Below are 19834 nucleotides of genomic sequence, written 5' to 3'. Positions count from 1 at the left end.
TCGTCCGCTGTCAGCGGCCAGCCGTGGCTGAAAACGATCGGCTGGCCTGAGCCCCAGTCCTTGTAGAAGATGTTTACCCCGTCTGTCGTCGTGATCGTGGGCATTGTTCCATTCCTTTAGATTAGCCGCGGACGAGAGTCATCGCTCGCTGGCGCGGCGTACCAGCGATGATCCCGTTAAATCAGGAGGACCAGTCGTCGATTAGGTGGTCAAAATGCTTAGTTCAGCAGAGAGGCGATACCATCCATTATAAAGGCATCGCTCAAGTATCGCGCGATAAGAATGAGTACGAGTTTCACGTTCGCAGGATTTTCGGGACGCAATACGTATTGGACATACGAAAGAGGCCGCCAACTGAGGCGGCCTTAATCGTCTCGGATGCGTTCTCCGCACCATGGCGGCTGCCGAGGGCAGCCTTTGACCCCGTTGCGGACCTTCGGCCGCTGGTCCTCGCAGCCGCCAAGAGGGGTATGGCTAGTTGCGCTTGGCGATTTCGCGATACAGCGACTCGGGGCTAACACCCAGTTCGGCAGCAAGGCGCACCCACTGCCCCTTGGATGGGAGAGCACCGCGCCACGCAATCCATGCATCGAGGCGCTCGGCAACGGTTTTCATGGACAAGATCTCCGCGTGGAAGCGCGCATTTTGAAGCTCATGAGCGAAGTGTCGGATGAGAGCCAATGCAAGTGTGGGGTTTTGCGCGAGGCGGGTCAGGAACTCTCTCTTCGAGACGGCCCAGGCTGTTGAACTCGAAACCGCGACTGCGGCACAGTGATATGTCGGGGAATCGATTGACGCCTCCGCGAGCATTGTCCCCGGTCCAGCGTGCTGGAGCACAAGTGAAGCTCCGGACGCCTGATGTCGCACCAGGTCGATAGCCCCGCCGGTCACAATGAAGATATACCGGACCGGGTCCCCCTGGCGGAATACAGTCTCGCCGGGCTGAAAGCCTAATTGGCGTCGGTCGAGGCCGTTCAGTAGCGGGGCAAGATCGGAGAACATGATAGCAATCATGTTCTTGAAACGACCGCTGTGGCAAGATGCCTTAACAGGAGAGTCCTCCATGCGCCTGCTCGCATTCGCACTTTTGCTCCTTCCAATGGCAGCACTGGCCCAGCAGCCTGAGCAACAGCACCAACATTCGATGCGCGGCGAGAGTATGTCCGGTAAGCCCATGCCGATGGGCCAGACGCAAATGATGAACCATATGCAGATGATGCACAGTGGGAGCATCAACGAAACGGATGCGCACAAAGGCACCCGAGCGCCGACCGAGCCGGGACAGTCCGCCTTCGCAGCAATTCAGGAGATCGTTCAAATTCTGGAAGATGATCCGCAAACGGATTGGTCGAAGGTCAACATCGAAGCCCTACGCCAGCACCTGATCGACATGAATAACGTCACTCTGGCAGCCCATGTCAGCAACGAAGCAATCGATGGTGGGATGAAATTTGTCGTCACGGGTAACGGTGCCGTCCGCGATTCCATCCGGCGAATGACGTCAGCACACGCGGCAACCATGGACGGCGTGGGTGGCTGGCACTTCGTCGCGAAGGACACTGACGAGGGTTCCATCTTTGAAGTCCGCGTGCCGCCGCAGGATATGGATAAGTTGAAGGCGCTTGGCTTCATTGGCACCATGACACGCGGGATGCATCACCAGCAGCATCACCTGATGGTAGCCAAGGGCGAACATCCGCACGGCTGACGACACGGCCGAATGTCTGGCCTACGGCCCATTGCGCCATTCGTCAGCTTGCGACCCTGAGCTGATATCGCGCTTGCGCGCTATCCGCGTATCTCAGATGCTCTTGAACTCGTGGGCGCACGGCCTAGCGCGGCCGGCTGCGCTCGATGATCTCGGCGGCGCCCTTGCCGAGCAGATCCAGTCCCACGGCACGGCCGAGCTCGCGCGGCCGGTTCGCAGGACCTGTGCACGAGGCTTCGATGATGGTGTTGCCGGAGAGGTCGAGTACGGAGGCGGTCAGCGACATCTGATCGCCTGAGATGGTCGAGAAACCGGCCACCGGCGAATTGCAGTGACCGTTCAGCACCCACAGCACCTCGCGCTCGGCATCGGCAGAGGCGTGCGCGGCGGGGTCGTCGATCGATGACAGGATTTGTCGCGTTGGCCAGTCCCGCGCTGCGCATTCGACCGCCACGATGCCCTGCCCTGCCGCGGGCAGCATCTCCGCCGCGGTGAACTCGTAGGCGATACGATCGGCGAGCCCGACGCGATCGAGGCCGGAGCGCGCCATGATCAACGCATCGGCCGGCCCGACCGCGCCGCCGTCGGGCAGTTTCTGCATCTCGCGATGATCGAGCTTTCGCACGCGCGTGTCGGCGGCGCCGCGGAAGTGGATCACTTCGACATCCGGAAACAGACGCCGCGCATAAGCCGCGCGACGAACGGCGTTGGTGCCGATCTTGAAGCCTTTGCCGCGGGACTGGCGCAGCGCCTCCAGCGTCACACCGGCGCGCAACACCAGCGCATCGCCGGGCGGATCGCGCGACAAGGTCGCGCCGATGACGAGGCCCGGCGTGTCCTCGTTGCCGGGCATGTCCTTCAGCGAATGCATCGCGGCCTGCAATTCGCCCGCGAGCACGGCAGCGCGGATCTGCGCGACGAAGGCGCCGCCCTTGCCGCCGTGCGGCAACAGCTTGCTGGTCTGGTCGAGATCGCCCGTGGTGTCGAACTTGACGATCTCGACGTCGAGACCGGGCACGGCCGCAGTCAGGCGGCGCGCAATCTCTTCTGTCTGCGCCAGCGCCATCGCGCTCTTGCGGGTGCCGATCTTCAGTCGCGTAGCCAAGCCATTGTCCTTTCGAGCCGCGAATTAACGCGCATCCTGCAATATCATATCGGACGCCTTCTCCGCGATCATGATGATCGGCGCGTTGGTGTTCCCCGACACGAGGTCCGGCATGATCGAGCCGTCGACGACGCGAAGGCCCTCGAGCCCCTTCACCTTCAGCCGCTGGTCCACCACCGAGAGCGCGTCGTTGCCCATACGACAGGTCGAGGTCGGATGGTAGATGGTGCTGCCGCGCTCCCGGCAATAATCCAGGATTTCGGCGTCCGTGGATACCTTCGTGCCGGGATCGTACTCGCTGACCACGAACGGCTTCAATGCCGGCGCATTCAGGATCCTGCGCAGGATCTTGATGCCTTCGACATTGGTGGTGCGGTCGGTCTCGGTCGACATGTAGTTGATGCGGATTTCGGGCGGCACGGTCGGGTCCGCGCTTCGGATGCGCAAAGAGCCCCGGCTTTCGGGCCGGAGCTGGCACACCGACGCGGTGAAGCCGGAGAAGTCGTGGAGCTTCTCACCCATCTTGTCGGTCGAGAACGGCAGGAAGTGCACCTGGATGTCGGGCGAAGCGAGCCGCGGATTGGTCTTGAAGAACGCGCCTGCGGTGCCGGCCGCGATCGTCAGCCAGCCCTTGCGGAACAGCGCATAGCGCGCACCGGCCAGCGTTCGGCGGAGCGGATTGTTGACGGTGTCGTTGAGCGTGATCTTCTGCGAGCATTTCATCACGATGCGGACCTGCATGTGGTCCTGGAGATCGTGGCCGACGCCCGGCGCATCGAGCACCACATCGATGCCGTGCTTGCGCAAGAGATCGGCGGGGCCGACGCCGGAGAGCTGCAACAGCTGCGGCGAGTTATAGGCACCGCTCGACAGCACGACCTCCTTGCGCGCGCGGGCTCGGCGCACGGTTGCACTCTGCCGATATTCGACGCCGACGGCGCGGCGGCCCTCGAACAGCACGCGCTGGCCCAGCGCCTCGGTCTCGACCCTGAGATTGCTGCGGGTCTTCGCAGGGCCGAGATAGGCGACCGCCGTCGAAGCACGACGGCCGTTGCGGGTGGTGGTCTGGAACAGGCCGACGCCTTCCTGGGTGGCGCCGTTGAAATCAGGATTGTAGGGCAGACCGGTTTCGACTGCGGCATCCATGAAGGCCTTCGACAGCGGATCGGTCACGACCATGTTGGAGACAGGCAGCGGCCCGCCGGTGCCGTGATATTGATCGGCGCCGCGCGCCTGGTTCTCGGCTTTCTTGAAATAGGGCAACACGTCGTCATAACCCCAGCCGGCATTGCCGTGCTGGCGCCAGCGGTCGTAATCCTCGTGCTGGCCGCGCACATACAGCAGGCCGTTGATCGAGCTCGATCCGCCCAGCGTCTTGCCGCGCGGCTGGAAGACCTGCCGGCCCTTCAGCTCGGGCTCCGGCTCGGTCTGGTACATCCAGTTGACGGACTTCTCCTTGAACAGCTTTCCATAGCCGAGCGGCACGTGGATCCAGATGTTGGAATCCTTCGGGCCCGCCTCGAGCAGCAGCACGCTGTGCTTGCCGCTCGCCGAGAGCCGGTTCGCGAGCACGCAGCCGGCAGAGCCGGCGCCGACGATGATGTAATCGAACTCAGGATCTGATGGCGTGAGGGACGAAGTTGCGTTCATGCGCTGTTTCTTCTTGTTGGCGTGGGCGTTTCCGTTTCGTCACTACCACAATCATGCGCCCAGACGCAGCGCCTCGACCAGCGACTTGAACGCACGGGCATATTCCGCGCCTGCCCTTGCGATATCGGCGCGCCCGGCGCAGGCGACTGCGGCCTCCGTGACTGCGCCGAGCAGCAGCCGCGCCAGCGGCTCGACCGGCTGCTTTGCGATCAGGCCGGCCTCCATGGCAGCGGCAATCGCACGCGGCATCTTGCCGCCAAAGTGCTTTGCATCGATCTCGCGCCAGCGCTCCCAGCCGAGCACGGCAGGTCCGTCGCGCAAGATGATCTGGCCGGTCGGACCCTTGGCGGTCGCGGCAAAGTAATGCTGCGTGCCGGCGACCATGGCGGCCAGCACGTCCTTCTCGGCCCGCGCGGCGCTGTCGATCTCGACGACGAGATGGCGCGAGACCAGGTCGAACACCGCCTCGAACACGGCTTCCTTGGTCTTGAAATGATGATAGACCGCGCCCTTGGCGATGCCGGCGCCTTCGGCGATCTCGTCCATGGTGGTGGCGGCAAAGCCCTGCGTCCCGAACAGCCGGCGCGCCGCCGTCAGAATCGCCTCTGTTGTTGCTGCTCGCCGCTCCGCTTGTTTGGCCATGAATTTGGTCTAATCGAATTCACTCCGCCCCACCAGTTGACTTTTCGACTATCGGTCGGTATTTACCGACTAGCAGTCGGTTTTAATGCGAGGTGGTCCATGCCGAGCCGTGACGTCGTTGAAGCCTTTGCAAGGCGGCTGGAGGACGGGGAGTTCGTCGAAGCTATCGAGCAGTACTACACGCCCGATGCCGCGACCTATGAGAACAACGCCGCGCCAACGGTCGGCCGCGACAATCTCGTCGCCAAGGAGCGTGGCGTGCTGGCGGCTTCCAAAGAGGTCAAGGCCGTGCGCGTCGGGCCGAGCCTGATCGAAGGCGATAACGTCGCCTCGCGCTGGATCTTCAGCTTCACCAACGCCGAAGGCGTGACACGAACGCTGGAGGAGATCGCCTGGCAGACCTGGCAAGGCGACAAGCTGATCGAGGAGAGGTTCTTTTACGACCCGAAGCAGCTTGGGCGGTGATGCGCCAAACGCACCGCTGTCATCGCCCGGCATAACAGCCGAATGAGTGGTGTACATTCTTCGCGCCGTTACAGCCGTAACGCACGGCGCCGCATTTATATCGATTTGTTATCGATATGCGCGATCGAACACGCAGAAGTGGTCGCGGCGACCGCGGCAATCGGGGATAATTCATAGTTCGTCAAAGATTTGCGGCGAATTCTCCCGATCGAGCCGGACAAACGGCCGATGCTGCTGCAGGCTCTGGAATGCGGATTCAACTGACCAATTATTTCGCGCGGCTGTTTGCCGGCGATCTGTCAGCCTTTGGCGGTCCCGCAACCGACGAAACCGTCGCCGGACATATTCGCGCCGAACAGATGTCGCTGGTGCTCGGCTATTCGGTCGGCATCATGCTGGCCAATGCCTGCAATGCCACGGTGCTCGCGATCGCGCTGTGGCAGTCGCCCGACCGGACCTTCGCCGCGATCTGGGCGATCATCGTCGCCAGCGCCGCGATCGCGTTCGGCGTGCAGTCCCATGGCTCGCGCCGGATCACGAAGCCGCAATTCGTCTCCCGCCGGGCCATCCATCGGCTGGTCCGCAACGCCTTCGTGCTCGGAATCGCCTGGGGTATCGTCCCTGTCGCCTTCTTCGCGGACGCCTCGACCGGCGGTCAGCTCGTCATCACCTGCCTTTGCTCGGGCATGCTGGCCGGCGGCGCGCTCGCCTTTGCCACCATCCCGATCGCGGCCATCGCCTTCACCGCTCCCATCTTCGTCGGCATCGCGATTTGCCTCGGCAGAAACGGCGACCTCGCCTTCCTGCTGATCGCCTTCCTCGTCGTGGTCTATGGCAGCGTGCTGCTGCGCGGCGTGTTCGTCAATTCGTTCAACTTCGCCCGGCGCGTCATCCGGCAGATCGAGGCCGAGCGCACGGTACGGCAGGATCCGCTCACGCATCTGCCCAACCGCGTCGCCTTCAACGAGACGCTCGATGCCGCCTTGAGGCGGCTGGCGCTATCGGGCGAGGAGTTCGCGGTGCTGCTGCTCGACCTCGACCGTTTCAAGGAGGTCAACGACCGCTTCGGCCACCCTGCCGGCGACGAATTCCTGGTGCAGGTCGCAAGCCGGCTGCAACGCTGCACCCGCGCGGCCGAACACGTCGCGCGTATCGGCGGCGACGAATTCGCACTGGTGATGGCCAATCTGACGCGGCCCGAGGATGCGCTCGAGATCGCCGAGCGCTTCGTCGCGGCCTTCACGGAACCGTTCCTGATCGAGGGCTGCGAGTTCGTTGGCGCCACCAGCGTCGGCATCGTGCTCGTGCCGCGCGACGGCAATACGGCGCTCGATATCATGAAGAACGCCGACGCCGCGCTCTATCGCGCCAAGAAGGCCGGACCCGGCACGGTCCGCTTCTTCGAGGAGGCGGACGACAAGGTCTCGCGCGACCGCAAGGCGCTGCAGGCGGACCTCGCCGGCGCCATCGCGCGCGACGAGCTGTTTTTGGTGTTCCAGCCGTTCCTCGATCTCGACGAAAACCGCATCACCGGTTTTGAGGCGCTGCTGCGCTGGCAGCATTCCTCGCGCGGCCTGGTGCCGCCGAGCGAGTTCATTCCGATCGCTGAAGAAACCGGACTGATCCACGAGATCGGCGAATGGGTGATCAGGCGCGCCTGCGCGACGCTGAAGGAGTGGCCGGAGGACATCCGCGTCGCCGTGAATTTCTCGGCGGCGCAGTTTCAAAACACCGGTATTCTCCAGACCATCGTGCAGGCGCTGGCCGATGCGAAGGTCGCCCCACGCAGGCTCGAGATCGAGATCACGGAATCGATGCTGCTGTCGAAATACAGCTCGGCCGCCTCGATTCTGAATGCGCTGCTGGAGCTGGGTGCCACCGTGGCGCTGGACGATTTCGGCACCGGCTTCTCGTCGCTGACCTATTTGCGCAAGCTGCCGTTCAGCCGCATCAAGATCGACCAATCCTTCATCCGCGACATGCTGGTGCAGCCGGACTGCGCCGCAATCGTGAAATCGGTGGTCTCGCTGGCGCGCGACCTCAACATCGAGGTCGTCGCCGAAGGCGTCGAGACCGCCGACCAGCTCGACTATCTCAGGCAGATCGCTTGCGACGAAGTGCAGGGCTATCTGATCGGCCGACCGGTGTCGGCCGATGCCGTGCGGGCGCTGTTGGATACGAAGAAGCTTCGGGCGATTTTTGCGGCGTAGACATCCTCAGACCGCATCCGCCCGCAGCAGCGTATCCACCGTGATCGTGCCCCGCGCGCGGGAGACGCAGGTGCAGATCTTCGCGTTGCTCTGCTTCTGGTGGTCGCTGAAAAAGACGTCGCGGTGGTCGATCTCGCCGTCGACGGCGACGACGTCGATGGCGCAGAGGCCGCATTCGCCGCGCTTGCAGTCGGCTATCACCTCAAAGCCGCTGGCGTTGAGGACATCGAGCATCGATCGCTCCCGCGGGATTTCGAGCTCGATGTCAGAATCCTTCAGGCGCACGCGAAAGGTTTCGGTCGGCAGCGTGCCGCTGGAGCCGAACGTCTCGTAGCGAAGATCCGCGAGCGGATGGCCGGCGCCGATCCAGGCGTGGCGGGCGGCATCGAGCATGCGCATCGGGCCGCAGAACAGTGTCAGCGTGCCCTTCGGCAGCGAGGCGAACAGGGCGTCGAGATCGAGCCGTTTGCTCTCATCGCTGGCATGGACGACCAGCCGGTCGCCCAGCAGGCTTGCGAGGTCATCGAGATAGGCGGCATCCGCGCGCCCGCGCACGGCGTAGTGCAGCCTGACATCAGCGCCGCGGCGCGCCAGCGCCTGCGCGGCGCCGAGGATCGGGGTGATGCCGATGCCGCCGGCGATCAGGCAATAGTTTTCGCGCTCCCAGTCGACCGCGACGAGCGAGGCCGGCCGCGTGATGTCGAGCCGCGCGCCCGGTGCCAACTGCCACATGTAGCGCGAGCCGCCACGGGAATCTTCGGCGCGGCGCACCGCGATCCTGAAGCCTTGCGAGGTCGCTTCACCGACCAGCGAATAGGACCGCGTCTCCGGCTGGCCGTCGATGGTGACGCTGACATTGATGTGGCTGCCGACCGGATAGGCGGCACCATCGAACTGGTCGGGCCTGATCAGGAATTCGCGGATATCAGGCGACAGATCGCGCGTCGCGACCAGCGTTGCGGGAATCCAGGTTTCGATGAAGCGCATGGTGCCCTCAATCGGTTGCGGTCTTGATCAGCGCGAGCGCCGGCAAGAGGTCGAGATGGGTGCGATTGCGCAGCGCGAGGCGGAGATTGCGCACGGCAAGCCGGGCGTGCTCGCGCATGATCGCTTCGGCCCGCGCGCCCTCGCGGTTCTCGATGGCATCGATCACGACGCGATGGTGTTCCTGCCCGATGATCAGGATCTGCTGCGCCTCCGGCAGCGCCGACTGCGCCATCACGAAGCCGCTCGGCGAGGCAAACGGCAGCGCCGAGGCACGGTCGATCTGGCGGACCAGCGGCGGGCTGCGCGAAAGTTCGGTGAGCAGCGCATGAAAGCGCGCATTCAGCGCGACATAGGACGAGAAGGCTTCGATCGAGATCGGCACCTGCCGCAGCAATTCGTCGATCGCCGCGAGACACTCCTTGAGCGGCTCGAGCTCGCGCGCGGAAACGCCGCGCTCGGCGGCAAAGCGCGCGGCGAGGCCTTCCAGCGTGCCGCGCAGCTCGATGGAATCGGAGATGTCGCGCTCGGAGAACGCCTTCACCATGAAGCCGCCGGAGGGGATCGCCTCCAGGAGGCCCTCCTCCTCCAGCCGCACCAGCGCCATGCGCACCGGCGTGCGCGAGGCGCCTGTGGTTTCCACCGCCTGAAGCTCGGAGATGCGCTCGCCCGGACGCAACGATCCGGACAATATCTGGTCGCGCAGCGCGAGCTGCGCCTTCACGGTCTGCGAGACGGAGCGGTCGACCTCGGCCATGCCCCTACTCCGCGGCCTGCAGATGCTGCGGTCCGTTTTCCTTCGCCACCATCTTGTCGATCAGCTTGCGCATCCACATCGCGCCGGCGTCGATGTTGAGATTGTAGAAGATGCGATCCGGGTTCTCGTCCATCGCGCGCTGCTGTGCCTCGAGGATGAGCTCGTCCTCGCGGAAGATGCCGGAGACGCCCTCGCGGATCTCGGTGGTGATACGCTGCTCGCCGATCTGGTAGTTGCGGACGAAGGCCCAGAAATAATGGCAGGTCTTCTCGGTCTCCGGCGTGATGGTGTTGAGCACGAAGCCGTTGACGCCCTGCGAGCGGTCGCCCTCAGGCGCGCCGGTGCCTGTGGGCGCCACGCCGACGTCGATGGCGATGGTGCACGGCGCCTCGAAGCGGATGATCTGCCAGCGGTCGACGAGACCGGGCTTGCCGAGCTGCTTCGCCCAGAATGGCGGCGCCTCGATGCCGCACATCCAGCGCGTCACGGTGACCGTCTTCTCGCCATGGGTGACGTCGAACGGCGCTTCGGCCACCGCATCGTTGCCGATGGAGGAGCCGTGCACGAAAGTCTCGTGGGTGAGGTCCATGAGATTGTCGAGCACGAGACGGTAGTCGCAGTTCACGCGGATGGTCTTGCCGTCACCGGCCCAGGCCGGATCGTGATTCCAGTGCATGTCGGGCACCAGCGCCGGATCGGCCAAGGCAGGATCGCCCATCCAGAGCCAGATGTAGCGGTGACGCTCGACGACGGGATAGGCGCGCACGCAGGCGGACGGGTTGATGGTCTCCTGCGAGGGCATGAAGGTGCAGCGGCCCTGCGCATTGTATTTCAGGCCGTGATAGCCGCAGACGACGGTGTCGCCTTCGAGCCGGCCCTTGGAGAGCGGCACCAGGCGGTGCCAGCAGGCATCCTCCAGCGCGGCCACCGAACCATCGGCCTTGCGATACATCACGACGTGCTTGCCGCAGATCGTCCGCGGCAACAGCGCCGGCTTCACCTCGGCGTCCCAAGCGGCGGCGTACCAGGCGTTCATGGGGAAGGGTTTTGTCATGGGCGGTCTCCCAAGGCTGTTGTATGCGCTATGTATACAATACAGGCGAGATAGACGACCATCAAGGCTAAAATTAGCTTACCATAATACCTAATCGTGATAAAATGTATACAATATTGATTCGCTGTCATTCCCGCGAAAGCGGGGAATCCAGTACGCAAGCGCGCACAAGGCAGGCGATGACACCTGTCGATACGGCAAGCCCTCCTTGGAGGAGAAGCGTCAGCGCTGCGCGTCGGCAGTTAAGCCCCGAACACCTTCGCGAGCCCGGCCTGCGCCTCTTCCTGAATCCGCTTCAGGTGCTCGGTGCTGCGGAAACTCTCGGCGTAGATCTTGTAGACGTCCTCCGTCCCCGAGGGGCGCGCCGCGAACCAGCCGTGGTCCGTTTCGACCTTGATGCCGCCGAAGGGTTGGCCGTTGCCGGGCGCCTTGCTCAGCGTGGAGCGAACCGGATCGCCGGCGAGGTCCTTGAGGCCGAGCTGCTCGGGCGTGACTGACTTCAGGATGTTCTTCTGCGGCCCGGTCGCTGCGACATCGATGCGGGCGTAATGGGGCATGCCGAATTCGGCGGTGAGATCGCCAAACAGCTGGCTCGGATCGCGGCCGGTCTTGGCCATGATCTCGGCGGCAAGCAGACCGAGGATGATGCCGTCCTTGTCGGTGGTCCACACCGTGCCGTCGCGGCGCAGGAACGAGGCCCCTGCGCTCTCCTCGCCGCCGAAGCCGAAGCCGCCCGTGAGGAGACCATCGACGAACCATTTGAAGCCGACCGGCGTCTCGACCAGCTTGCGGCCGAGCTTCTTGGCGACGCGGTCGATGATCGAGCTCGACACCACGGTCTTGCCGATCGCGGCATCCTTGCCCCAATTGGGGCGATGCGCGAACAAATAGGAGATCGCGGTCGCCAGATAATGGTTCGGGTTCATCAGCCCGCCGGTGCAGGTGACGATGCCGTGTCGGTCGGCATCGGTGTCGTTGGCGAAGGCGACGTCGAAACGGTCCCGCATCGCGATCAGGCTCGCCATCGCGTAAGGCGAGGAGCAGTCCATGCGGATCTTGCCGTCCCAGTCCACCGTCATGAAGCGGAAGGTCGGGTCGATCGCCTCGTTCACCACGGTCGCCTTCAACCCGTAGCGCGCGATGATCGGATGCCAGTAATGCACGGCGGCGCCGCCGAGCGGATCGATGCCGATGTTGACGCCCGCGGATTTGATCAGCTCGAGGTCGACGACGTTGCCGAGATCGGCGACGTAGGGCGTGATGTAGTCATAGCCATGAACGGTCGATGATCTCAGCGCCCTGGCATAGTCGATCCGCTTGATGCCCTTCAGCCCATCGGCGAGATAGGCGTTGGCGCGCTTCTCGATGACCGAGGTCGCGTCGGTATCGGCCGGGCCGCCATGCGGCGGATTGTATTTGTAGCCGCCGTCTTCGGGCGGATTGTGCGAGGGCGTGACGACGACGCCGTCGGCGAGGCCGCTGGCGCGGCCCTTGTTGTAGGTCAGGATCGCATGCGAGATGACGGGCGTCGGTGTGTAGCCGTGATCCTTGTCGATCATGACCTCGACGCCGTTCGCCGCGAACACCTCCACCGCGCTCGCGAGCGCCGGCTCGGCCAGCGCATGGGTGTCGATGCCGATGAAGAGCGGACCGGTCAGCCCCTTCTCTTTCCTGTAGTCGCAGATGGCCTGCGTGGTCGCCAGGATGTGGCCTTCATTGAAGGTGTTCTTGAACGACGTGCCGCGATGGCCCGACGTGCCGAACGCCACCCGCTGCGCCGGGTCGGCCGCGTCCGGCTTGCCGGCGAAATAGGCGGTCACGAGCCGCGGAATGTTGGCGAGCGCGTCCGGCGAAACCAGCTTGCCCGCCGCGGGATGAACATCAGCCACTGGATATCCTCGTCCTGTCCTGAACAGATTGCAGCCCACCATAGCATCGGCCGTCCCGCCGCCAAGCCAATTGGCGGACCGGTCAGATGCCACGCCCCGGTCAACGATCAATCGACAACGCCGATCCTCCACGGAGCGATCCATCGGAAATTGCACAGGGCGATCTCGTACTTTGGTGCCGAGTCTCGGTTGATGCAGGACAAGGACGCCGTTGCCTGGCGTGGAGCACGATGCTGCCCGTTTGATGAAGGAGCGCGGGGACTTGCAGGATTCACCGGCAGATCCCGTGAGTGGGGCGATCACCATGATTGGACGTTTGATTTTCACGCTTATGCTGGCCGGCGCCGCATCGTCCGCCTCCGCCGCGGAGGGCGATCCGGCCGCCGGGAAGGCCGTCTTCCAGCGAACCTGCGAGAACTGCCACGCGGCCGTGATCGGGGTGAACAAGGTCGGCCCAAGTCTCTGGAATGTCGTCGGCCGCAAGCCTGCCGCCGTTCCGGATTTCGCCTATTCTGATGCCATGAAGGCCAACAAGGAAGCCTGGACGCCGACAGCGCTGGAGGCCTATCTCGCCGATCCCCGAGGCGACGTCCATGGCGTCAAGATGTTCTTCAAGGGGCTACCGAACCCCGCAGATCGGGCCAATGTCATCGCCTATCTTCAGACGCTGAAGTGAACGATCGGGGCGGACGGTAGACCGATCCGAACGACCTCGCGCGTGCCGATTCTGTGGGTCTACGCCACCAAAAGCCCTTGGGGTCAACCACGGCAACAAATGGCCGCATTTTGGTCCGTCAATGCAGGCATGATCATTTTCGCAGCGGCCGTACTGCTCGCCAGTTCCTTGGCATCCCCGTCGCCAGACCATGTCAGGGCGGCCGACGTCGAGCGCAACCCGATGCTGGGCTATGCGGCGGTGGATCACGACCTCGCCAAGGTGAAGCGGCGGATCGAGCGGGCGCTCCACAGCTCCGCATCGGACAGCACAGCAGCGTCCTCCCCTCCTGCCATCACGCGCTGACGGCAATCGGCGGCGTCTTTCCCAGCTCCGACCGCGCCGGCGGTCTTGGGAACATGCTATGGTTCGCGTGTTCCGACCGCCTCGAATCGTCCCATGGCTCTTTCGCGCAAGCTACTGTCCTTGCTGATCGCCAGCCTTGGCGTGTTGGGTCTTGGCGTGTTGGGCCTTGGCGTGTTGGACCTTGGCTTGGGCCTTACCCTGGCCGGCGCACCGGCGCGCGCCGCCCAGTTCTACACCGAGGACCTGCGCATCCCGATGGCGGAGGCCGGACCGCAGGGGCTGGAAGCGTTCCTGGTCCGCCCCGCGGGGACCAAGCGCTATCCGCTGGCGCTGCTCAGCCACGGCTCACCACGCAGCTTCGAGGACCGCGCCACGATGTCGGCGCACAAATATTACGGCATCGCGCTGGAATATGCCCGGCGCGGTTTTGCCGCGCTGATCGTGATGCGGCGCGGTTATGGCACCTCGCCCGGCGGACGCGTCGACAGCGTCGGTGGCTGCACCAACGCCGCCTATCTGCCGGCGGCCGCGGTCGCGGTTGCGGATTTGCGCGCGACGATCGATGCGATGGCCCGGCGGACCGACGTCACCACGTCAGGCATGATCGCGGCCGGCCATTCCGCCGGAGGGCTCGCCACCGTTGCGCTGACCGCGCAGGCACCGAGCGGCCTCGTCGCCGCGATCAGCTTCGCCGGCGGCCGCGGCTCGCGCGACGATGACGACGTCTGCAATCCGGACGGGCTCGTGCAGGCCTTCGCCACCTTCGGCAAGACCTCGCGCGTGCCGATGCTGTGGGTCTACGCCACCAACGACCTGTATTTCGGGCCCGATCTGGCGCGCCGGTTCTATGACGGATTTCGCTCCGGCGGCGGCAACGCGAAATTCATTGCGGCGCCGGCCTACGGCGATGACGGCCATTATCTCTATTCCGTGGTGGCCCGCCCGCAATGGACGCCCTACATCGACGCCTTCCTGCGCGAGCGCGGGCTCGGCCACGACGCGCTGAGCGCGCCCGATCCGCTGCCGCCGCCGGACCATTTCAACGACGCGGCGAAAGCCGAGTTCGCGCGCTATCTCGCCAGCACCATGCCGCACAAGGCTTTCGCGGTGTCGCCGAATGGCGGCTACGGCTGGCGTTCGGGGCGCAACACCGTGGACGATGCGCAACGCGATTCGCTCGCGGCCTGCATGAAATGGTCGCCGACCTGCACGCTCTATGCGGTCGACGACCAACTCGCCTCCGGCAGCGCGCAGGGAACGGCCACGGACCAGGTCTCGCGTGCGCGATAGCCCTCGTGGCGCGCAGGGAGCGTCGGCGGGCACATCGGTTGTTAACTCGAAAGATGTAGGACGGGCTCCATGCTGAGGGGCCCGGCACGACGAAATCCGAGCGCGACGTGGACGCACGTCGTGGCCGCGTTGCTGTTGTCCGCCTCGACCTGCGCGCGGGCTCAAGATGCCGACCTCGGCGCCGGCGAAACCGTGACGTCGCGCGCCGAGATCCGCAAGATCATCGAGCGCGAGACGGCGAGGACCAATCTGCCCGCCGACATTGCGGAGGCGGTCGTCTTCGTCGAGAGCGGCTACAACTCGGCGGTCGTCGGCAGCGCCGGCGAGCTCGGCCTGATGCAGCTGCGGCTCGAAACCGCGGCGACGCTCGGGTTCAAAGGAAACGCCGCCGAGCTCGCCGAGCCTGACATCAACATCCACTACGGTGTGCTTCATCTCAGCCGTGCATGGCGGCTCGCCGGCGGGGACCTCTGCCGCACGCTGATGAAATATCGGGCCAGCCACGACGAGGAAGAGATGACCCCTCGTTCGCAGGTCTATTGCAATCGCGCCCGCAACCGGCTGCTCGCGATGGGCTCGACGGCAGCGATCACCCCTGATGCGGCCGTCCAACCGTCGGCAACCGCGGCGGACCCCGTACCGGCAACAACTTCAGCCAAAACTGAAAAGCCGCGGACGCAGCCCAGGGCGGCGCGGCCGAAGGACGTCTATGCCCGCTACATCAGGGGCACGGCCGCCGCAAGCCGGGCCTTTTGGGCCGCGCATGAGGCCAGGGTCAGCCGCATCAAGGCCCGGATCGAGGCAAGGTGGAAGCGACGGCCTCGCGTTAACGGTCGTTCGTCACAAAGCGGACCCGGCTCTTGACGAGACCGTCATGGTCGATGGAATACTACGGATGCTCCCCTTTTCGGGGCAGCTGCAGCGATTAAGCCAACAGTCTTTTTGCGTAACCCCGAATAAAGACCATGCACAACAGTTTGAGAGTTTTGTTTGCGATCTTCGCAACGGCGGCCGTGGCCACCTCGACCTTCATCGCCATCCGGTTTTTGGTCGGGTTCAGCGGCTGAAGCAAACGGTGCCGGCCGGCCCTTGGCCGGCACGACGTGCCCTTGATCACTCGTGCCTAGAGGCGCTCGCTGAGCGCGAGCTTGTAGCCCACGCCGGTGACGGTGGCGATGACAGGCGTGCCGCTGCCGACGAGCTTGCGGCGCAGCCGCGCCACCAGCGCATCGACCGTGCGGATGTCGACCTCGGCCTGGCGGTTGCTGACGACCTCGATCAGATAGTCGCGGCTGAGCGGCCGCCCGTCGGCGCCGACAAGAGCAGCGAGCAGGTCGAACTCGGCACGGGTCAGCGCCACCGGCTTGCCGTCGCTGCCCAGCAGCTCGCGCCGCGTCAGGTCGATGATCCAGTCGCCGAAGGCGATCGAATTGTGGCTGCGCGCCGCCTTGCGGTCGATCGAGCGCCGCCGCAGCACGCTGCGCGCACGCGCGAGGAGATCGCGCAGGTTGATCGGCTTGGTGACGTAATGATCACCCGCGATCTCGAGGCCGAGGATGCGATCGACGTCGGTGTCGCGGCGGGTCACGAAGATGACGCCGGCGTTGCTGGTCGCCTGGATCTCCTTGGCGAGCTCGAAGCCATCGCCGTCGGGCAATTGCAGGTCGAGGAAGACGAGGTCGGTGTGCGCGCGTAGCGCCTGGCGGCATTCGGCGCAGGTGCCCGCGCCGACCACATCGAAATTATTTTCGCTGAAGTAACCGACCAGCATCGTTCGCGTCACGGGATCGTCTTCGACGACGATCAGCCGCTCGCGCCCGACCGGCCGCAATTCCTGAAGTGTGGAATCAGCCACGGTGCTGGATGTCCTGTGTGCCTGCGACTGGGCTTGAAAATTCAAGTGGCCGCGTGATGCGCTGTCCTGTGAACGAACATTCACGGCTTGTTCGAGCCCCCGAAATTGACTGCCGAATACTAGGCGTGTTGTGCCGCGCAAACAATATAGGTCACGGTACTGAAGTATTTACTATGAATTGCCCCACACTTCTCATTCAGCGCATCGATATCCCAGTAGAACAACTCGGCGGGTTCCGGCACCGACAAATTCTGCTTATTCGAATTTCTATCCAACCACTGACTAGCGCGCGGGAAGGCTTCGACCTCAGCCTTCGTCTTGGACTACGCGCTCTCGTCGCGCGCGACCTGACGTTTGGTCGAGCGGGCCGGACAGGATCCCGGCATGCGCCGAGCGCTGCGCTCCGGGGGCCGATGCAGCTTGCCGCGCTGCTATCTTCGATCCTAGTGTGACCAATCGACCGACCTCACGCGGGAACAGACGCCATGGAAGTCATTCTGCTCGGCACCGGAGGCCCGCGCCCGGACCCGCGCCGCATGGCAACGACCACGTTGATCAGGCTCGGTGAGGAGAACATCCTGTTCGACGCCGGCCGCGGCGTCATGGTGCAGCTCAGCAAGGCCGGTGTGCCGCTCGGCGCCATCAACACGGTCTTTCTCACACATCATCATTTCGATCACATCGGCGACCTCTACGATGTGATGCTCAATTCGTGGATGGATGGGCGCAAGGACGATCTGCGGATCTTTGGGCCTCCGGACACCGAACGGCTCGTCAACACGCTGGTGACGCAGGTGTACGACAAGGACATCGCCTGGCGCGATCAGGGCGAGCCGACTTTCGGCGGGTGGAAGCCGGTCGTTGCGACCGACATCATTCCCGGCCCCGTCCTCGACACCGGCCGCTGGAAGATCAGCGCCGAGCTCGTTTCACATGGCGATGGGCTCGACATGTCGCCGGCGTTTCTCGCGCGCTGGATGTGCCTCGGCTATCGCTTCGAAGCGGAAGGCAAGGTCATTGCCATTTCAGGCGACACCGTCCCCTGCCCCGGCCTCGAGCGGCTGGCGGAGGGCGCCGACTTGCTCGTGCAGGTCTGCGTTCTGGCGACGCCGGAGATCGACAATGAGCATTTCCGGCGGCTGGCGAAATACACGATCGCCTGCGGTGACACGGTCGGCAAGGTCGCAGCCAAGGCCGGCGTCAAGAAGCTGGCGCTGACCCATCACCGTCCCCGCACCGACGATGCCATGCTGAACGCGCTGCTCGCGGACGTCAGGCAGGACTATGCGGGTCCCGTCGTACTCGGCGAAGACCTCACGCGCATCGAGGTTTGAGAGCTTACGCCGTTCCGACCTCCATCCGGAACGAGAGCTGCTCCTCCGCGCCGGGCGCCATGTGCATCAGGCCCGGCTTGTCGGTGAACTCACCGTCAAAGCCGACGGGGCTCGCGTAACCGCGCCAGGGCTCGATGCAGACGAACGGCGCGCCCGACGGCTTCGACCAGATTCCGAGCTCGCGAAAGCCGCGCCATGACATTTTGAGCCAAGGCCCGGCGCCCTGCCCGGCCGCATAGCGGACCGCAGAGCTGTTGACGGGATTGAGGATGACGGCGTCATTGGTGAACAGGGCTTCCGACAGAGGGAGCACAGTGCCCTGAACCGGACTAGGATCCGCAGCCGCAAGCAGGAGCCCGCCTTCGACACGGCAAATCGGAGACGGCTCCTCCTGCGTGAACGTCAGCGCATAGCTTTCCTTCGGCATCCCAGCCTGAAGCGGCCAGTTGAAAGCGGGATGGCCACCGAGCGACACCGGAAGCGTCTCGTTGCCGGTGTTCTCGACCGCGAGTGTGAGATCGAGACCGGCATCATCGAGCGCATAGGTCGCGGTCAGCCGGAACGCGAACGGATATCGCTCGCGTGTCGTCTCGCTGTCTTCGAGCACCAGCGTGCACCTGTTCTCTTCACGTGCCCCCCATACAAATCGGCTGTCGCGCGCAAAGCCGTGCTGGGTCATCCGGTATGTCTTGCCCCGATGGCGCAATTCGTCATTGGCGAGACGCCCGACGATCGGAAATAGCAAGGGCGCATGGCGCGGCCAGACCGGTTCGGCCTGCCACACGAATTCGATACCGTCCTTGTGCCTGAGCGAGCACATCTCGGCGCCCTGTGCCTTGATGGTCGCGGCGAGGGAGCCGCTGCGGATGCAGTGAAAATCGTCGCCATTGGTCACGATCCGCAGTCACTCCCAGTTTCGCTTTGACAACTCCGCCATCCTGGAAAAATCGGATCAGCGCCTATCTTATTCCCTGCAATCAGGGAAATGAACAGCGAAAGCATGGCACACAGCCGGGAGGTGTCCAATTCGAAAGACCCGAAATGCTCGATAAACACCAGTCGCGATAGCGGTGGTGACACGAGAGAACCAGGAATTTCTCGACGTCCTACAGGGAAGGACAGGGTGATAAACGCGCACAAGCGAACTACAGGCGGCTCTTCGATATTGGCTGGGCCGAAGTCCCGGAAGCGGTTGCTTGCGGACCCATTCATCCTGGAGCGCCGCTGGGGTAACGGCCTTTCGTCGAGTGGCGAGCGGAAGCAACCGTCCGTCGAAGCGAAAGAGGCCGCTAACGAGGCGGCCTCCAAATTTGCAAGCTACTCTGCGCTGGCGAACTCAGAACGGTGGCTGTCCCGGGCCAGAGCCGGGGCCGAACGGGCCGCGCTGGTTGCCCGGGCCCTGCAAGCCGCCAAAGATCAGTCCGCCGACCCATTCGACGGCGTCCTTGATGGCGCCGCCGATGGCACGGAAGGCGTCACCGAGCCAGTTGCCGCCGACGACCGCTTCGAGTTCCGCATCGTTCAGTTCGATGATTTCAGGTTTTGCATGTTTTGGGTTCAGCATGTTGGTCGCTCCTCTTCAAATGATGGATGTGATGGATTGTTTGAATGCGTGGTTCTCAGCGGTGGAAGATGCCACCGGGCAGCCAGGGGTTCGGACCCATGGGCTGATGGGTCGTGATCTTCCCATCCACAATCCACGGCCCGATGCAGCCTCCGTCATTGATGAAGCCGCCGCACACAGAGCTCAATTCGCGCTCGTCCAACTCTTTACGGTCTTGGTTGCTACGCTCGGTCATTTGTGTCTCCCGCTGTTGTGGAGGGTCCATCCCCTCTCATCTCGTGGCCACAGGAGTACCGCGGCCCGCGC

At 64.1% G+C, this 19834-nt stretch carries 21 protein-coding genes; 8 read left to right on the top strand and 13 right to left on the bottom strand.

The window, feature by feature from the left end; translation table 11 throughout:
• Window positions 1–104 (bottom strand): alpha/beta fold hydrolase (locus L6637_RS39945; RefSeq protein ID WP_237874177.1); only part of this gene is annotated, 104 nt, incomplete at its 3' end.
• 370 nt (window positions 105–474) lie between these two features.
• Complete coding sequence (locus L6637_RS39940; RefSeq protein ID WP_237874176.1) at window positions 475–1065, bottom strand: Crp/Fnr family transcriptional regulator; 591 nt, start codon at window positions 1063–1065, stop codon at window positions 475–477.
• On the opposite strand from L6637_RS39940, the gene L6637_RS39935 reads away from it, so the two are divergent.
• On the top strand, window positions 1064–1708 hold the full coding sequence (locus tag L6637_RS39935) for a hypothetical protein (RefSeq protein ID WP_237874174.1): 645 nt from the start codon (window positions 1064–1066) through the stop codon (window positions 1706–1708). The two genes, L6637_RS39940 and L6637_RS39935, sit on opposite strands and share 2 nt — an antisense overlap.
• Window positions 1709–1832: 124 nt before the next feature.
• On the opposite strand, the gene hemC is transcribed toward L6637_RS39935, so the two are convergent.
• From hemC to L6637_RS39920, 3 genes are read right to left on the bottom strand one after another with little or no spacing between them, the layout of a single operon-like run.
• The gene (hemC, locus tag L6637_RS39930; protein ID WP_237874173.1) at window positions 1833–2813 is read right to left on the bottom strand and encodes a hydroxymethylbilane synthase; all 981 of its coding nucleotides are present in this window, start codon (window positions 2811–2813) and stop codon (window positions 1833–1835) included.
• A gap of 24 nt (window positions 2814–2837) precedes the next feature.
• Entirely contained in the window at window positions 2838–4463 is a 1626-nt protein-coding gene (locus L6637_RS39925) for a GMC family oxidoreductase (protein ID WP_237874172.1), read from the bottom strand.
• Between the two features lie 51 nt (window positions 4464–4514).
• Window positions 4515–5105, bottom strand: a complete 591-nt coding sequence (locus tag L6637_RS39920) for a TetR/AcrR family transcriptional regulator (protein ID WP_237874171.1) — start codon at window positions 5103–5105, stop codon at window positions 4515–4517.
• Window positions 5106–5204: 99 nt separating this feature from the next.
• Between L6637_RS39920 and L6637_RS39915 the strand changes: the two genes are divergently transcribed.
• Window positions 5205–5570, top strand: coding sequence for a nuclear transport factor 2 family protein (locus tag L6637_RS39915; RefSeq protein WP_237867100.1), 366 nt, complete (start codon window positions 5205–5207; stop codon window positions 5568–5570).
• A gap of 248 nt (window positions 5571–5818) precedes the next feature.
• Entirely contained in the window at window positions 5819–7780 is a 1962-nt protein-coding gene (locus tag L6637_RS39910; protein ID WP_237874170.1) for a putative bifunctional diguanylate cyclase/phosphodiesterase, read from the top strand.
• Between the two features lie 6 nt (window positions 7781–7786).
• On the opposite strand, the gene L6637_RS39905 is transcribed toward L6637_RS39910, so the two are convergent.
• The 4 genes from L6637_RS39905 to pgm all read right to left on the bottom strand — a co-directional run bounded on the left by L6637_RS39905 (window position 7787) and on the right by pgm (window position 12464).
• The gene (locus L6637_RS39905; protein ID WP_237874169.1) at window positions 7787–8767 is read right to left on the bottom strand and encodes a PDR/VanB family oxidoreductase; all 981 of its coding nucleotides are present in this window, start codon (window positions 8765–8767) and stop codon (window positions 7787–7789) included.
• Between the two features lie 7 nt (window positions 8768–8774).
• Window positions 8775–9521, bottom strand: a complete 747-nt coding sequence (locus L6637_RS39900) for a GntR family transcriptional regulator (protein ID WP_237867104.1) — start codon at window positions 9519–9521, stop codon at window positions 8775–8777.
• A gap of 4 nt (window positions 9522–9525) precedes the next feature.
• Window positions 9526–10575 carry an aromatic ring-hydroxylating dioxygenase subunit alpha gene (locus tag L6637_RS39895; protein WP_237867105.1) on the bottom strand — a complete coding sequence of 350 codons (1050 nt, stop codon included), beginning with the start codon at window positions 10573–10575 and terminating at the stop codon, window positions 9526–9528.
• 242 nt (window positions 10576–10817) lie between these two features.
• Complete coding sequence (gene pgm, locus L6637_RS39890) at window positions 10818–12464, bottom strand: phosphoglucomutase (alpha-D-glucose-1,6-bisphosphate-dependent) (protein ID WP_237874168.1); 1647 nt, start codon at window positions 12462–12464, stop codon at window positions 10818–10820.
• A gap of 304 nt (window positions 12465–12768) precedes the next feature.
• On the opposite strand from pgm, the gene L6637_RS39885 reads away from it, so the two are divergent.
• The 4 genes from L6637_RS39885 (at window position 12769) to L6637_RS39870 (ending at window position 15639) form a co-directional block, all read left to right on the top strand.
• Window positions 12769–13140 carry a c-type cytochrome gene (locus tag L6637_RS39885; RefSeq protein WP_237874167.1) on the top strand — a complete coding sequence of 124 codons (372 nt, stop codon included), beginning with the start codon at window positions 12769–12771 and terminating at the stop codon, window positions 13138–13140.
• A gap of 42 nt (window positions 13141–13182) precedes the next feature.
• Window positions 13183–13485, top strand: coding sequence for a hypothetical protein (locus L6637_RS39880; protein ID WP_237874166.1), 303 nt, complete (start codon window positions 13183–13185; stop codon window positions 13483–13485).
• A 93-nt stretch (window positions 13486–13578) separates the two neighbouring features.
• Entirely contained in the window at window positions 13579–14775 is a 1197-nt protein-coding gene (locus L6637_RS39875; RefSeq protein WP_237874165.1) for an alpha/beta hydrolase family protein, read from the top strand.
• Between the two features lie 69 nt (window positions 14776–14844).
• Window positions 14845–15639 (top strand): transglycosylase SLT domain-containing protein, encoded by a 795-nt coding sequence (locus L6637_RS39870; protein WP_249802205.1) that lies wholly within the window; start codon window positions 14845–14847, stop codon window positions 15637–15639.
• 259 nt (window positions 15640–15898) lie between these two features.
• Here L6637_RS39870 and L6637_RS39865 read toward each other — a convergent pair whose 3' ends face one another.
• Complete coding sequence (locus L6637_RS39865) at window positions 15899–16714, bottom strand: response regulator transcription factor (RefSeq protein WP_237874163.1); 816 nt, start codon at window positions 16712–16714, stop codon at window positions 15899–15901.
• Between the two features lie 401 nt (window positions 16715–17115).
• Between L6637_RS39865 and L6637_RS39860 the strand changes: the two genes are divergently transcribed.
• The gene (locus L6637_RS39860) at window positions 17116–17964 is read left to right on the top strand and encodes an MBL fold metallo-hydrolase (RefSeq protein WP_237874162.1); all 849 of its coding nucleotides are present in this window, start codon (window positions 17116–17118) and stop codon (window positions 17962–17964) included.
• Between the two features lie 4 nt (window positions 17965–17968).
• Here the strand turns inward: L6637_RS39860 and L6637_RS39855 are convergent, their stop codons facing one another.
• The 3 genes from L6637_RS39855 to L6637_RS39845 form a co-directional block, all read right to left on the bottom strand.
• Window positions 17969–18859 carry an aldose 1-epimerase family protein gene (locus L6637_RS39855; RefSeq protein ID WP_237874161.1) on the bottom strand — a complete coding sequence of 297 codons (891 nt, stop codon included), beginning with the start codon at window positions 18857–18859 and terminating at the stop codon, window positions 17969–17971.
• A 441-nt stretch (window positions 18860–19300) separates the two neighbouring features.
• Window positions 19301–19528: a hypothetical protein gene (locus tag L6637_RS39850; RefSeq protein ID WP_237874160.1), complete on the bottom strand. Its 228-nt coding sequence runs from the start codon at window positions 19526–19528 to the stop codon at window positions 19301–19303.
• Window positions 19529–19583: 55 nt separating this feature from the next.
• Entirely contained in the window at window positions 19584–19763 is a 180-nt protein-coding gene (locus L6637_RS39845) for a hypothetical protein (protein WP_237874159.1), read from the bottom strand.
• Window positions 19764–19834 lie beyond the last annotated feature (71 nt).

This window comes from Bradyrhizobium zhengyangense (assembly GCF_022012435.1).
In the GTDB taxonomy this organism is placed as follows: domain Bacteria; phylum Pseudomonadota; class Alphaproteobacteria; order Rhizobiales; family Xanthobacteraceae; genus Bradyrhizobium; species Bradyrhizobium zhengyangense.
Note: the sequence above shows the minus strand (reverse complement) of the source record. Positions and strands in the feature narration are given on the sequence as shown.

Bases quoted from the DNA above. Each gene is read 5' to 3' on its own strand.
- L6637_RS39850 (WP_237874160.1), bottom strand. From the start codon at position 19,528: ATGCTGAACCCAAAACATGCAAAACCTGAAATCATCGAACTGAACGAT.
- L6637_RS39920 (WP_237874171.1), bottom strand. From the start codon at position 5,105: ATGGCCAAACAAGCGGAGCGGCGAGCAGCAACAACAGAGGCGATTCTG.
- L6637_RS39875 (WP_237874165.1), top strand. From the start codon at position 13,579: ATGGCTCTTTCGCGCAAGCTACTGTCCTTGCTGATCGCCAGCCTTGGC.
- L6637_RS39905 (WP_237874169.1), bottom strand. From the start codon at position 8,767: ATGCGCTTCATCGAAACCTGGATTCCCGCAACGCTGGTCGCGACGCGC.
- L6637_RS39915 (WP_237867100.1), top strand. From the start codon at position 5,205: ATGCCGAGCCGTGACGTCGTTGAAGCCTTTGCAAGGCGGCTGGAGGAC.
- L6637_RS39900 (WP_237867104.1), bottom strand. From the start codon at position 9,521: ATGGCCGAGGTCGACCGCTCCGTCTCGCAGACCGTGAAGGCGCAGCTC.
- L6637_RS39885 (WP_237874167.1), top strand. From the start codon at position 12,769: ATGATTGGACGTTTGATTTTCACGCTTATGCTGGCCGGCGCCGCATCG.
- L6637_RS39910 (WP_237874170.1), top strand. From the start codon at position 5,819: ATGCGGATTCAACTGACCAATTATTTCGCGCGGCTGTTTGCCGGCGAT.
- L6637_RS39940 (WP_237874176.1), bottom strand. From the start codon at position 1,065: ATGGAGGACTCTCCTGTTAAGGCATCTTGCCACAGCGGTCGTTTCAAG.
- L6637_RS39845 (WP_237874159.1), bottom strand. From the start codon at position 19,763: ATGACCGAGCGTAGCAACCAAGACCGTAAAGAGTTGGACGAGCGCGAA.
- L6637_RS39870 (WP_249802205.1), top strand. From the start codon at position 14,845: ATGCTGAGGGGCCCGGCACGACGAAATCCGAGCGCGACGTGGACGCAC.
- L6637_RS39860 (WP_237874162.1), top strand. From the start codon at position 17,116: ATGGAAGTCATTCTGCTCGGCACCGGAGGCCCGCGCCCGGACCCGCGC.
- L6637_RS39925 (WP_237874172.1), bottom strand. From the start codon at position 4,463: ATGAACGCAACTTCGTCCCTCACGCCATCAGATCCTGAGTTCGATTAC.
- L6637_RS39895 (WP_237867105.1), bottom strand. From the start codon at position 10,575: ATGACAAAACCCTTCCCCATGAACGCCTGGTACGCCGCCGCTTGGGAC.
- L6637_RS39935 (WP_237874174.1), top strand. From the start codon at position 1,064: ATGCGCCTGCTCGCATTCGCACTTTTGCTCCTTCCAATGGCAGCACTG.